The 14,198-nt window shown below is 74.5% G+C and carries 8 protein-coding genes; 5 read left to right on the plus strand and 3 right to left on the minus strand.

Going from position 1 to position 14,198, the window contains the following annotated elements; genetic code table 11:
- Positions 1-2,058, minus strand: a 2,058-nt coding sequence (locus ABD944_RS25400; RefSeq protein ID WP_345180559.1) for a sensor histidine kinase, incomplete at its 3' end; no start/stop codon positions are given.
- Positions 2,059-2,535: 477 nt separating this feature from the next.
- On the opposite strand from ABD944_RS25400, the gene ABD944_RS25405 reads away from it, so the two are divergent.
- Positions 2,536-4,050: a M28 family metallopeptidase gene (locus tag ABD944_RS25405; RefSeq protein ID WP_345180562.1), complete on the plus strand. Its 1,515-nt coding sequence runs from the start codon at positions 2,536-2,538 to the stop codon at positions 4,048-4,050.
- Positions 4,051-4,159: 109 nt separating this feature from the next.
- Here the strand turns inward: ABD944_RS25405 and ABD944_RS25410 are convergent, their stop codons facing one another.
- Positions 4,160-4,990, minus strand: coding sequence for an LLM class F420-dependent oxidoreductase (locus tag ABD944_RS25410; RefSeq protein WP_345180564.1), 831 nt, complete (start codon positions 4,988-4,990; stop codon positions 4,160-4,162).
- Between the two features lie 62 nt (positions 4,991-5,052).
- Between ABD944_RS25410 and polA the strand changes: the two genes are divergently transcribed.
- Genes polA through ABD944_RS25425 form a run of 3 tightly spaced genes read left to right on the plus strand, consistent with a single transcriptional unit; the run spans position 5,053 to position 9,803 of the window.
- Positions 5,053-7,686 carry a DNA polymerase I gene (gene polA / locus ABD944_RS25415; RefSeq protein ID WP_345180568.1) on the plus strand — a complete coding sequence of 878 codons (2,634 nt, stop codon included), beginning with the start codon at positions 5,053-5,055 and terminating at the stop codon, positions 7,684-7,686.
- Positions 7,687-7,733: 47 nt separating this feature from the next.
- The gene (locus ABD944_RS25420) at positions 7,734-8,234 is read left to right on the plus strand and encodes an inorganic diphosphatase (protein ID WP_345180572.1); all 501 of its coding nucleotides are present in this window, start codon (positions 7,734-7,736) and stop codon (positions 8,232-8,234) included.
- Between the two features lie 12 nt (positions 8,235-8,246).
- The gene (locus ABD944_RS25425; protein WP_378189893.1) at positions 8,247-9,803 is read left to right on the plus strand and encodes an FAD-dependent monooxygenase; all 1,557 of its coding nucleotides are present in this window, start codon (positions 8,247-8,249) and stop codon (positions 9,801-9,803) included.
- On the opposite strand, the gene ABD944_RS25430 is transcribed toward ABD944_RS25425, so the two are convergent.
- Entirely contained in the window at positions 9,800-11,278 is a 1,479-nt protein-coding gene (locus ABD944_RS25430) for a phytoene desaturase family protein (RefSeq protein ID WP_345180575.1), read from the minus strand. The two genes, ABD944_RS25425 and ABD944_RS25430, sit on opposite strands and share 4 nt — an antisense overlap.
- A gap of 79 nt (positions 11,279-11,357) precedes the next feature.
- Here ABD944_RS25430 and ABD944_RS25435 point away from each other — a divergent pair, with 79 nt between their 5' ends.
- Positions 11,358-14,198, plus strand: a complete 2,841-nt coding sequence (locus ABD944_RS25435) for a hypothetical protein (protein WP_345180579.1) — start codon at positions 11,358-11,360, stop codon at positions 14,196-14,198.

A 14,198-nucleotide genomic window follows, 5' to 3' on the forward strand; every position in this document is an offset into this window, starting at 1 on the left:
GGGCTCGCCGGACGGCCGCTCCCGGACGACCCGCCCGGGCAGCGCCGGGCGCGACGGGCGGCCGAGCCGTGCCTGGCCCGCGCTCGCGGCCGACCCGACCGGCTGCGGCGTCCCGGGGGCGTGGCCGCGCGCCATGTGCCAGTCGTCGTCGAGGACGACCAGCGCGTGCGGGACGAGGACGATCGCGGTCGTGCCCCCGTACGGGGACGGCAGGAGCGAGACCTGGATGCCGTGCCGGGCGGCGAGCCGCGCGACGACGAACAGGCCGAGCCTCTCGGTGTCGACCAGGTCGAACTCGACGGCGCTGGCGAGCCGCCGGTTCAGGTCCTCCAGCTCGTCGGGATCCAGGCCGACGCCCCGGTCGACGACCTCGACGGCCAGCCCGTTGGCGACGGTCTCGACCTTGACGGTGACCTCCGTGGCCGGCGGGGAGAACGACGCCGCGTTCTCGATCAGCTCCGCCAGCAGGTGGATGACGTCGGCGACGACGTCGCCGCCGACCGCGGCCGAGGACGCGCCGGTCACCTCCACCCGCGTGTAGTCCTCCACCTCGGCGATCGCGGCGCGCACCACGTCCTCGGCGGCGACCGGGTGGTCCCAGGCGCGGACGGTCGGCGACCCCGACAGGATGACCAGGCCCTCGGCGTGCCGCCGCATACGGGTGGTCAGGTGGTCGAGGCGGAACAGGTCGTCGAGCTCCTCGGGGCTGGAGGCGCGCCGCTCCATCTGGTCGAGGAGCCGCAGCTGCCGGTGCAGCAGCGACTGGCTGCGCCACGACAGGTTGATGAAGACGCGGTTGATGCTGGCGCGCAGCTCGGCCTCGCCGACCGCGGTGCCGACCGCCGTGCGCTGGACGGCGTCGAACGCGTCGGCCACCCGGGCGATCTCCCTCGTCCGCCCCCGCTCCGGCCGCGGCGCCTCGGCGTCGACGTCGACCTTCTCGCCGCGCCGCAGCCGGGCCACGACCGCGGGCAGCCGCTCGTGCGCGAGCCGCTGCGCGAACGCCTGCAGGTCCCGCAGCTCCCGCGCGAGCCGCCGGGCGAACAGCACCGAGAGCGTCACCGAGGCGGCCACGATCAGCAGGCCCACGACGCAGGCCAGGAAGAAGCGCAGCATGATCCGGTGTCCGGCCGGCTCGACGACGTCGTCGTTCAGGACGTCGCCGAGGCGGGAGGAGGAGGTGAACCACAGCGGGGTCAGCTCCTGCGTGGCCGTCCGCCACTGCCGGACGCCGGGATTGAGACCCTGCCAGCGGATCTGGGTCTCGATCAGGGTGAAGGTGCCGTAGGCGGACGACGTGGCGAGCTGCTCCACGACCCGGGACAGCGCGCCGGTCACCTCCACGCGGGCGAGCGAGAAGAACTGCTCGCGGTTGCCGGCCCAGCCCGAGAAGGCCATGCGCTCGGCCGCGGTCAGCCGGCGCGCGCCGGCCGCGGACATCAGGGCGTCCTCGCGCAGCATGAAGTCGCTCGCCCACGAGAAGTGGGTGATCCCGGCGCTCTGCCGGTACACCTTCGTGTCGTTGACGCTGATGAAGGTCGTCAGCAGCCGGAACGTCGAGTCGGAGAAGCCGCTGTAGGCGTCGATGGCCTGCACGGTGCTGGCCGCGTGCTGGGTGATCTGGGCCCGCAGCGGTTCGAGCTGGTCGAGGCTGTCGTCCAGCGCCTCCATGCGCTCCCAGAGCTCGGGGCCCATCGCGTCCTTGAGGCGGGGCTTGAAGGCCGCCGAGCGGAAGGCCGCCACGGCGGCGTCGGTCTTGCTCGCGAGGTCCTCGTAGGCCCGCCTGTCGGCGGCGGTCCGCGCCGTCAGGACGGCCACGGCGGCGGCGCGCTCGCGCTGGAGCGCCCCGATGACGGCGCCGGCCGGCAGCCCGACGTCCTTGTACATCCGCGTGAACTCCGACCGCTGCAGCGCGGCGGACAGCGTCGTCCCGGCCGAGAACACCCACAGCGAGACGAGAGCGGTGAGCGGGATGGCGAGGAGCATCGCGATCCGCCGTCCGACCGGCCGCGTGCGCGGCCGCTCATGGGAGCCATGAAGCTGCTCGGGCTTCGTCACCGGCCCACACTCCTGATCGTCTTCGAACCGGCCGTCCCCGACCGACCTGGCGGGACGGGAGCTTACTTAGTTCGATTTGCCGGGGACCAGAGGCTTCACCTGCGGCGACTTGTGACCTCTCGCGTGCGCCGCGTGAACTCGCGCCTTCCGGGCGGGTGCGCGGCGATCTCCGGACGCCGCGCCGGCGCGGCGCGTCCGGCCGCGCCAGGCCCGCCTTTATCGGACGTCATTGCAGGTCAGAGGTTGGGGTTCGATAATTGATCTTGTAATGGAATGGCATTCGGGGCCTTGTCGAACGCGTCGGCGGAGCGCGGGGAAGGGTGCCGAGGGGTAATCGGCGGTGGCGTGTCAACCGTGTTAACCCGGTGAAGAACGAGGCCAATATTGGCCGTTTTGATGCTGAGTCGTGTCTTGTTGCGAGAAATGACAGGTGTCAAGCTTCGCTTTACTTTGTCCCCCCATCAACGGAGACCGAGCATGCGCAGAGCCGCGCTAGCCGTCCTCGCCGGGCTGTCGCTCGCCGCCACCACCGTGGCCGCGGCGCCCGCCCACGCCGCCGGCCCGGCCCAGTCCAAGCTGGCCGCGCTCGTCAAGCTGAGCGACGTGCGGCACCACCAGCTGAACCTGCAGAAGATCTCGGACGCCAACGGCGGCAACCGGGCCGCGGGACTGCCCGGCAACAAGATCACCATCAAGTACATCGCGGACCAGCTCAAGCGGGCCGGATACGCGCCGGTGGTCCAGAACTTCGAGTTCGACTTCTGGCAGGAGCTGTCAGAACCGGTTCTCGCCGAGACCGCGCCCGAGCCGAAGACGTTCGCGCCGCACGGCGACTTCGAGACGCTCCAGTACTCCGGGTCGGGCGACGTCACCGCCCCCGCCACGCCCGTCGACCCGGCGGCGACCGGCGACGGCAGCGGATGCGAGGCGGGCGACTTCGCCGGGTTCCCGAAGGGCCACATCGCGCTGATCCAGCGCGGCGGCTGCTTCTTCTCCCTGAAGACCGACAACGCCGTCGCCGCCGGCGCGGCCGCCGTCGTCATCTACCAGCTGCCCGGCCAGCCGGGCCCGGTCGGGGGGACGCTGACCACGCCCTACGGCCTGCCGGTGGTCGGCCCGACGAACGCGGTCGGCAAGGCCCTCGTCCAGCAGGCGCAGAACGGCGGCGTCACGCTCCGGGTCAGGACCGACACCCTGAACGAGAAGCGCCAGGCCGCGAACGTCATCGCCGACACCAGGCGCGGCAGGGCCGACAACGTTGTGGTGGTGGGCGCGCACAACGACAGCGTCACCGCAGGGCCCGGCATCAACGACGACGGCTCGGGCACGGCGACGCTGCTGGAGATGGCCAAGCAGATCAACAAGCTCGGATCCAAGGTCCGCAACAAGGTGCGGTTCGCCTTCTGGGGCGCCGAGGAGGAGGGCCTGCTCGGCTCCCAGTACTACGTCGACAACCTCCCGCAGGCCGAGCGTGACAAGGTCGCGCTGATGCTCGACTTCGACATGCTCGCCTCGCCCAACTACGTGAACTTCGTCTACGACGGCGACAACAGCGCGGGCGAGAACAACGTCGAGGCCCCCGCCGGGTCCGGCGCGATCGAGAAGGCGTTCGTCGACTACTTCGGCAAGCGGAAGCTGCCCACCGACCCGACGCCGTTCAACGGACGCTCGGACTACGACGCGTTCATCAGCGTCGGCATCCCCGCCGGCGGCCTGTTCACCGGCGCCGAGGGCATCAAGACCCCCGAGCAGGCGAAGCGGTACGGCGGCACCGCGGGCCTCGCCTACGACCCGTGCTACCACCAGGCCTGCGACCGGTACGACAACGTGAACCTGAAGGGCTTCGACCAGATGATCGACGGCACCGCCGCGGTCACCGAGCTGTTCGCGCACAGCACCCTGACGGTCAACGGGAACGAGCTCGCCCGCAGGCAGGCGCAGCCCAGGAAGCGGGTCACGCCGGACGTCGTCGGCAACCACGCGACCCGGTAGGACCCGTCACACCGAGGGACGCGCCCGGCCCCGGGCGCGTCCCTCGCCATGTCCGCCCGGCCTGCGCGAGGCCGGCCAGAGCGGCGTCTCGGTCAGAGCAGTGCCTCGGTCAGAGCAGGGCCTCGGCGATCGACCGCAGGGCGGGACGGGGATCGCCGCCGGGCTCGGTCAGCACCTGGACGGCGACGTTGTCGGCCCCGGCCTCCAGGTGGGCCTCCAGCCGCGCGGCGACCGCCGCCGCGTCGCCGTGCGCGACCAGCGCGTCCACGAGCGCGTCGCTGCCGCCGCCCGCGAAGTCGTCGGCGGTGAACCCCAGCCGCTCGAAGCTGGCGACGTAGTTGCGCAGGGCGAGGTAGCGGGCCAGGGTCTCCCTGGCGATCGCGCGGGCGCGCACCGGATCGGGGTCGAGCACGACCTTCTGCTCCGGCGCCAGCAGCGGGCCCGCCCCCAGGATCTCCCGCGCCGACCGGGTGTGCTCGGGCGTGGTCAGGTACGGGTGGGCGCCCGCGGCGCGCTCGGCCGCCAGCCGCAGCACCCGCGGCCCCAGCGCGGCGAGGACCCGGCCTTCCACGGGGACGTTCCCGGCGTCCAGCCGGTCGAGGTAGTCCACGATCGTCTCGTACGGGCTGCGGTACCCCTCGTTCCGCTCCCGGTGGCCGATGCCGGCGCCCAGCAGGAACCGGCCGCCGTGCGCGTCGTTCAGCCGGTGGTAGGCCGCGGCGGCCTCCTCGGCCGGCGTGCTCCACATGTTCACGATGCCGGTGGCGACCACGATGCGGCCGGTCGCGGCCAGGAGCCGCCCGGCGATGTCCGGGTCGGCCGGCGAGCCCCCGATCCAGACCGTGCCGTAGCCGAGTTCCTCCACGTCCCGGGCCAGGTCCGGGCTCAGCTGGGGCCAGGGGAGCCAGATCCCGAGCCGTCCGAGTTCGATCTTGGTCATGCCGCTCCCAACACCTCCGCCGCCGGTTTCATGCCCATCCCCCGGGTGCCAGGATGTGACACATGACGGACCGGCCACGCCTGCTGCTCCTGGACGGCCACTCACTGGCCTACCGGGCGTTCTACGCGCTGCCGGTCGAGAATTTCACCACCACCTCGGGGCAGCCGACCAACGTCGTGTACGGCTTCGCGAACATGCTCGCCAACGTGCTGCGGGACGAGCGCCCCACGCACGCGGCCGTCGCGTTCGACGTCTCCCGGCAGACGTTCCGCACCGAGGCGTTCCCCGAGTACAAGGCCACCCGGTCGCGGTCGCCGAGCGAGTTCGGCAGCCAGCTTCCGGTCCTGGACCGGCTGCTCGCCGCGATGAGCGTGCCGGTGCTGCGGGCGCCCGGCTACGAGGCCGACGACGTCATCGCGACCCTGGCGACGGCGGCGGAGGCGGACGGCATGGACGTCCTGATCGTCACCGGCGACCGGGACGTGCTCCAGCTCGTCAGCGACGACGTCACCGTCCTGTACTTCTACCGGACGGCGTCGGAGATGATCCGGTACACGCCCGGCGCGGTGCGGGAGCGGTACGGGCTGACCCCGGCGCAGTACCCCGACTTCGCGGCGCTGCGCGGCGACCCGTCCGACAACCTGCCGAGCATCCCCGGCATCGGGGAGAAGACCGCCGCCAGGTGGGTCCGCGACTACGGGTCGCTCGACGCCCTGCTGGAGCACGCCGGCGAGGTCAAGGGCAAGGCGGGGGAGAAGCTGCGCGCCGCCGCCGGGACCGTCGCGCTGAACCGGCGGCTGACCGAGCTCGTCCGCGACCTGGACCTCCCGGTGGGGCCCGCCGACCTGCGGCGGCGCCCGTACGACCTGGCGGCCTTCACCTCCCTGCTCGACGAGCTGGAGTTCCGCAACGCCAGCATCAGGCAGCGCCTGTTCGCGGCGGACCCGGGCGGCGGGCGCCCTCCGCCCGACGCCGCGCCGGAGCCCGTCCAGGGGCGGGAGCTCGGGCCCGGCGAGCTGGCCGGCTGGCTGGGGACGCACGCCACCGGCCTGACCGGGCTGGCGGCCGACCACACCTGGACGCGCGGCGCGGGAGACGTCGAACGGATCGCGCTGGCCACCGGCGACGGGGACGCGGCGTCGTTCGAGCCGTCCGGCCTCACCGCCGGGGACGAACGGGCCTTCGCCGCCTGGCTGGCCGACCCCGGCCGGCCCAAGGCGCTGCACGACGTGAAGTCGCTGCTGCGCGTGTTCGGCGAGCGCGGCTGGCGGCTCGAAGGGGTCGCCACCGACACCGCGATGGCCGCCTACCTCCTGCTCCCGGGGCTGGCCGCCTACGGGATCGCCGACCTCGCGGGCCGCCACCTCGGGCGCCGCCCGTCCGCCGAGGGCGCGGCCGGGCTGATGGCGGCCGCCCGCACCGTCCTCGACCTCGCCGGCGTGTTCGCCGCCGACCTGGCGTCCACGGGCATGGACGAGGTCCTGCGGGACGTCGAGCTGCCGCTCTCGCGCCTGCTCGCCCGCGCCGAGCGCGCCGGCGTGCACGTCGACGCGGAGCTGCTGCGCGAGCTGGAGCGGTACTTCTCCGAGGGGATGGAGCGCGCCGCCGACGAGGCCGCGCGGATCGCCGGGCGTCGCTTCAACCCCGCCTCGACCAAGCAGCTCCAGGAGGTGCTGTTCGGCGAGCTCGACCTGCCCAGGACCAAGAAGATCAAGTCGGGGTACTCCACCGACGTGGACGCGCTGACCTGGCTCGCCACCCGGACCGACAACGGCCTGCCGCAGGTCCTGCTGCGCCACCGCGACCAGGCGCGGCTGCGCTCCACGGTCACCGGGCTCATCCGGGAGATCGGCGCCGACGGCCGCATCCACACCGACTTCCAGCAGACCGTCGCCGCGACCGGCCGGCTCAGCTCCGCCGACCCCAACCTGCAGGTCATCCCCGTCCGGACGGAGGAGGGGCGGCGCATCCGCCGCGCGTTCACCCCCGGCGAGGGCTACGAGTCGCTGATGACGGCCGACTACGGGCAGCTCGAACTGCGCGTCATGGCGCACCTCTCGCAGGACCCCACGCTCCTTGCGGCGTTCGAGTCCGGCGAGGACCTGCACACCACGATGGCCGCGCGGGTCTTCGGCGCCCGCCCGCAGGACGTCACCCCGGACATGCGCCGCAAGATCAAGGCGATGTCGTACGGGCTGGCCTACGGGCTGTCGGCGTTCGGCCTGGCCAGGCAGCTCGGCATCCCGGTGGCCGAGGCGCGCCCGCTGATGGACGCCTACTTCGAGCGGCTCGGCGGCGTCCGCGACTACCTCGACCACGTCGTCGCCGAGGCCCGGGCCACCGGCTACACCCGCACGATCCTCGGCCGCCGCCGCTACCTGCCCCACCTGAACAGCGACGACCGGCGGCGGCGCGAGACGGCCGAGCGGATGGCGCTCAACGCCCCGGTCCAGGGCTCCGCCGCGGACATCGTCAAGATCGCGATGCTGCGGGTGGACGAGGCGCTCACCGCCGCGGGGCTGGCCAGCCGCCTGCTGCTCCAGGTCCACGACGAGATCGTCCTGGAGGTGGCGCCCGGCGAGTCCGGCGCGGTGCGGGAGATCGTCCGCACCGGGATGACGACGGCCTACCCGCTCGCGGTCGGCCTGGAGGTCGCCATCGGCGCCGGCCCCGACTGGAACGCCGCCGCCCACTGACGTGGCGGGGCGACTCGTGGGTAGTGCTCCCCATGGGGGAGGGATTCATGGAGATCGACATGATCGTCGAGATTCCCCGGGGATCGCGCAACAAGTACGAGATGGACCACCGGCTCGGCCGCATCCGGCTCGACCGGATGCTGTTCACCTCGACGCAGTACCCGGCGGACTACGGGTACATCCCGGACACGTGCGCGGAGGACGGCGACCCGCTGGACGCGATGGTGCTGCTGGAGGAGCCGACCTTCCCCGGGTGCGTGATCAGGGTGCGCAGCATCGGGGTGTTCTGGATGCTCGACGGGGGCGTCCCCGACGCCAAGATTCTCACCGTGGCGGCCGGGGACGTCCGCTACGCCGAGATCCGCGACCTGCGGGACGTCCACGAGCACACCCTCGACGAGATCGCGCACTTCTTCGACATCTACAAGAGCCTGGAGCCCGGTAAGGGCACCGACGTGCGCGGCTGGCAGGACCGGGAGGTCGCCGACCGGACGATCGAACGGGCCGCCGAGCGCGCCCGGGAGGTGGCCGGGAACGCCGCGACGTGATCGGGTGGACGCGTGAGGGACAGCGAACCGGTCCTCGTCGTGGGCGCGGGACCCGTCGGCCTGGTCACGGCGCTGCTGCTGGCGCGGCATGGCGTGCCGTGCGTGGTGCTGGAGGCCGCCGCCCGCCGCGACCTGTCCGGGTCCCGGGCGATCTGCTTCCAGCGGGACGTCCTCGACGTGCTCGACCGGGTCGGGTGCGCCGAAGCGATGATCGCCCGCGGCGTGACGTGGACGACCGGCCGCACCTACCACCGCGGGGACGAGCTGTTCGCCGTCACCTTCCCCGACGCGGGGCGCAGTGCCGTGCCGCCCTGGATCAACATCTCCCAGGCGGAGGTCGAGGCGCGGCTGCGGGAGCTGGCCGCGGCGGAACCGCTGGTGGAGGTCCGGTACGGGCATCGCGTCACCGGTGTGGGCCAGGACGGCGACGGCGTCGAGGCCCGCTCCGGCGGCGCCGCCGGGGAAACCGTGCGCGGCACCCATCTGGTCGGCGCGGACGGCGGGCACAGCGCCGTCCGGGAGCTGCTCGGCATCGGCTTCCCCGGCCGCACCTTCACCGACCGGTTCCTCATCTGCGACATCCGGGCGGACCTGCCGTTCCCGAGCGAGCGGCGGTTCTTCTTCGACCCCGAGTGGAACCCCGGGCGCCAGGTCCTGGTCCACCAGTGCCCGGACCGGACGTGGCGCATCGACTGGCAGGTGCCCGCCGACCACGACCTCGACGCCGAGCGCAGGTCGGGCGCGCTGGACGCCCGCATCCGCCGGATCACCGGGGACGTCCCGTACGAGATCGTGTGGGCCACCGTGTACCGGTTCCACGAGCGGGTCGCGGCGGCGTTCGCGTCCGGCCGCGCGTTCCTGGCCGGGGACGCCGCCCACGTCTACGCGCCGTTCGGCGCCCGCGGCCTGAACTCCGGCGTGCAGGACGCCGAGAACCTCGCCTGGAAGCTCGCGTTCGTCCGGCACGGCTGGGCCCCGCCCGCGCTGCTGCGCAGCTACGACGCCGAGCGCCGGGCCGCCGCCGGGGAGAACCTGCGGGTGACCACGCGCACGATGGAGTTCCTCGTCCCGCGGACCCCGCGGCAGAGGGCCCGGCGGCTGGAGTCCCTGGAGGCCGCCCGGACGCACCCGGACCCCCGCGCGATCATCGACTCGGGCAGGCTCGCCGAACCGTTCTGGTACCTGGACTCGCCGCTGACGACCCCGGCCGGGCCGGTGGAGGACTTCCCGCGCGGTCCCGGCGCCGTCCGCCCGCCGCTGCCGGGCGTCCTCTGCCCCGACGGGCCGTGCGTCGTGGACGGGGAACCGACCCGGCTGCGCCGCCTGTTCGGCAGGCGGTTCGTGGTCCTCACCCAGGGCGGGCGCGCTGAGAGGCTGCCGACCGACGTCCCCCACGAGATCCACGCCCTGGAATCCATCGACACCGACGGGGTGCTGCGGACGGCCCTGCGGGCGGGCCCGGACACGGTGCACATCGTCCGGCCGGACGGTCACCTGGCCGCCGTGCTGCCGGCCTACGACCCTGCCGCGGCGGTCGCGGCCCTTCACCGCGCCTGCGGGCGCTCCTAGCCGGCGTCCAGCACGGCGCGGGCAGCGTTGTGGCCCGGGATCCCGCTGACGCCTCCGCCCCGTCTGGCGCCCGCCCCGCACACCAGCACGCGAGGGTGCTCGGTCTCGACGCCCCACCGCCCGCGTTCCCCGGCCTCCTCCGCGAACGGCCACGACAGGTCGCGGTGGAAGATGTGGCCGCCCGGGAGGCCGACCGCGTTCTCCAGGTCGACGGGCGTCTTGGCCTCCAGGCACGGCGTGCCGTCCGGGGTGCGCAGGAGGCAGTCCTCGATCGGTTCGGCGAGCACCGTGTCGAAGGACGCGAGCGTCGCGCGCAGCGCCGCCGCGCGCGAGCCTTCGGGGTCCGCCCGGAACAGCCGCGCCGGCATGTGCAGGCCGAACAGCGTCAGGGTGTGCGCCCCGGCCTCCCGCAGCTCCGGCCCGAGAATCGACGGGTCGGTCAGCGAATGGCAGTACACCTCGGCGGGCGGGACGGACGGGATGCGGCCGTCGCGGGCCTCGCGGTAGGCCGTGTCGAGCTGCCTCCGGCCCTCGTTGATGTGGAAGGTGCCCGCGAACGCCTCCTCCGGCCGGACGGACGGGTCGCGCAGCCGGGGCAGCCGCGAGAGCATCATGTTCACCTTGAGCTGCGACCCCTCGGCCGAACCCTCCCGCGGCATGTTGACCAGCACCCACCTGGCCGAGACGGCGTGCTCGGCGCCGTCGGCGTCCCGGAAGGTCACCTCCCCGGCCGGGTCGACGTGCAGGACCTCCATGCCGGAGCGCAGCTCGGCCCCGGCCGCGCGGGCGGCGTCGGCCAGGGCCCCGGTCACCGCGCCCATGCCGCCGACGGGCACGTTCCAGTCGCCGGTCCCGTTCCCGACGACGTGGTAGAGGAAGCACCGGTTGGCCAGCAGGGAGGGATCGGAGGTGTCGGCGAACGTGCCGATCAGCGCGTCGGTGAGGACGACGCCGCGCACGGTGTCGTCGGTGAAGCGCTCGTCCACGACGTCCCCGACGGGCCGCTCGAACAGGTCGCGCCACGCCTCCCGGTCGTCCACCGCGTCCCGGAGCTCGGCGCGGTCGCGCAGCGGCTCCAGCAGGGTCGGCGCGACGCGCTCGGCGACGTGCCCGGCCATCGCGTAGAACCTCCGCCAGGCGCCGGCGTCGCCCCTGAGGGAGGCGGCCGTCCGCGCGGGGTCCCCGTTGTCGATCAGCAGGCCGCCGTCGCCGACCGGCGTGTACGAGGCGAACCGCCGTCCGCGCAGCTCGACGCGCAGGCCGAGGTCCCGGACGATCCGCGACGGCAGCAGGCTCACCAGGTAGGAGTACCGCGAGAGCCGCGCGTCCACGCCGGGGAAGACGCGCGCGGAGACCGCCAGCCCGCCGAAGTGCCCGAGCCGTTCCAGCACCAGCACCCGCCTGCCGGCGCGCGCCAGGTAGGCGGCCGCGACCAGGCCGTTGTGCCCGCCGCCCGCGATGATCACGTCGTACATGACCACAGGGAACCACACGGGCCGCCGGATGCGGGGAAATCCGTTGGCCGGTGCGGGCCCCCGGAGGATGATGGGGCGAATGAAGATCCGGTTTTCTGGGGGTGTGGTGGCGTCCGGGCGCCATGCCTGGATCGCCCGCCCCTCCGGACCGCGGAGGCTGCTGGACGGGGCGGACGCGCACCCGGGGACGCCCGTCGCTCTCGGCCCCGAGGAGGCGCCGGCGGAGGACGCGGCGAACGCCGTCCGGGAACTGTCGCTGCTCGTCGCCGACGGGGGCGCCGTCGCGGCGGGAGCGGGTGTCGATCTCGGCGCCGGGTTCCGCTCCGCGCGGCTGGAAGGGGCGCGCGGGGACCAGCGGGACGCGGTCCTGGCCGCGCTGCGGGCGGTCGGCCTCCACGGCGCGCACCGCCTCGGCGAGCGGGCCGGGGTGCTCGTCGCGCTCTTCGGGCCCGCGGTCACCAGGCGGGTCGGCGCGGCCGCCGGGCGGGCGGCCGAGGAGGGTCGCTGGGCGGCGCTGCACCTGGCGTCCGCGGCCAGCGACGTCCTCGGACCCGAGCAGCTCGAACAGGTGCTCGCCCTGGAGGCGCCCGAAGGCGTCGACCTCACCCCCGGCGGATCGCCGTCCGTGCTCGCGGGGTACCTGCGGCAGGTGCTCGGGGCGGTGCCCGCGCCCCGCAGGCTCGCGCTGATCCTGGACCTGTGGGAGCGGGTCGCCGAGCACCGGACCGGGCTGGCCCGCCGGGAGGCGCGGCTGGCGACGCAGAGCCGCCGCGACCGGGTCGCCGACCTGCGCAAGCGCCGCCGCCACGACGACGACGAGCACGTCCTGTGGCAGGTGCGCATGGACCTGGCGGACGAGCATCCCTCGCTCGCCGACATCGCACGCTGGACCCCCGGCCGCTGGTACTGGCACGAGCGCCTCCAGCGCGTCTTCGCGGACGCGATCGCCGCCACCGCGCTGCTCCGGACCGCCGCTGCGGTCGCCGACCACGGCCTGGAGGACGGCCTTGGGCGGTCGGCCCCGGTACTGCGCGCGGCCGCGGCCCTGATGCCCGACTGGGCCGCCGGGAAGGCGGCACGGCGCGTGCCGGGGCTGACCGGCCTCCCCACGCGCCCCGGCGCCTACGTCCGCGACCTCGCGCGCAGGCTGGACGCCGCCCGGCCGATGGACGCCAAGTTCGCCGCCTATGTCAGACCGCGGCTGGCCTGCGCCCGCGACTTCGCGCTCGTCATCGTCGAGGACGTCGGACGGGTGATGGGCGACATGGTCGGGACCCACGACGCCCTGCTGCGCGAGTGGTCACCCAGCCTGGAAAGCTGGCGGCAGGTGGCAGGCTACGACCGTCCTCCCGCCGAGTGGGACGGCATCCTGCCGTGGAGCGGGCCGATGCTGGGCGACACCGAACCGCTGCGCCGCAGGCTCACCCCCGAGCAGGACCCGGCGACCGTGGAGACCGCCGCCGACCTGCTCTGGTACGTCGACCTGATCGACGCCCTCGCCCGGTTGCACGGGCACGAGCGGGCCCAGCCCGCCCCGGGCACCCGCGATCCCTGGTTCGTCCACGACCCGCCGCCGGTCGTCGAGCCGCTGACCCCGCGCCTCGACTCGCTCATGGGCGCCGTCTCCGGCGCGGCGCAGCTGGTCGCGCTCGGCGGCGTCCCGCCCCGGGCGCCCCGCACGTGGGCGGCCCTCACCGCGGGCCTGGCGTCGGCGACCGCGATCGCCGAGGCCCTCACCGGCGACTTCGCCGTCCCCGCGCCGCTCGCCGCCCTGGACGGCGCGGCCGTCCCCGGGACCCGCCTCCGGCTCAAGATCGGCCGCAGTGCCCGGGACGTCGCCGAATGGGCGGACTACATGGGCAACTGCATCGCGGGACCGGCCTACGTCGAGGAGGCCAGGGCAGGCCGCAGCGGCCTCGCGGGCCTCTACGACGCCGACGGCCTGCTGGTCGCGAACGCGGAGCTGATGCCGCTGCGTCCCGCGTCCCGGGGCTGGCGCGTCAGCGAGATCGCGGCGAGGTTCAACGACCCGCCGGACGAGACCCTCGAACAGCGCTTCCGCGCGTGGGTCGCCGCGATCCCGGGCGCCGTCGAGGACGAGGCCCCGCAGGCGCCGGAGGAGCTCCCGCCGTCCCGGCCGGCGAGGCGGCGCGCCGCGCCCCGCCTCGTCGAGGAGGCCGGTCCAGCCCTCGGCGAGCTCGCGGTCCGCTCGTGGGCGCGGGCCGCCCCGGAGGCGCTCGACGTCCTCGCCGCCGTGGCCGGGACCGGGCCGGACGCTGCGCTCGCCCGGCTGCGCCGCTTCGGCGGCCCGCAGCTCACCGGCGCCGTCGGCCGCGCCCTGGACGAGGGCGCCACCGATCTGGTCCGGCTCTGGACGGCCTCCGGCCACCGCCCCCTGCGCTCCGCGCTCGACGCCCTCGACCCGGCGCTGCGCGACCGCTACGACCAGCTCCCGCTGCTGCTCGGCGAGCCGCCGCTGCCGAAGACGCTGCGCAGGCTCGTCAAGCTCCCCGCCGTCGCCGACGCGTACTCCCTCGACCTGGTGGCGCGCCGCGTCCGCCGTGCGATCGGGGCGCTCGCCCTCCAGGACGACCCGGTCATCGCCCGCGCCTTCGCCAAGCCGACGGCCGCGCAGCCGCTGTGCGCGCTGGCGGTCGCCACCACCTGTGCCGCGCCGGCCACCGGCCTCGTCCCCGTGACGCCGCCGCGCACCACCACCGTCCCCGGCTACCCCGCCACGACGCTGGAGGACGAGGAGGGCCCCTGGCAGCGCGCCCTGCCCGCCGCCCGCGAGCTGGGCGCCGACACCGCCGTGTTCTGGGACGAGATCGCCGAGCACGGACTCCGCGTCCCGGCGTCCTGGCTGGCGCACGGCGGCTGGACGGCGCTCTGGTCCCGCGCCCACACCCACCGCCGCTGA

Source organism: Actinomadura verrucosospora, assembly GCF_039540335.1.
In the GTDB taxonomy this organism is placed as follows: Bacteria; Actinomycetota; Actinomycetes; order Streptosporangiales; family Streptosporangiaceae; genus Spirillospora; species Spirillospora verrucosospora.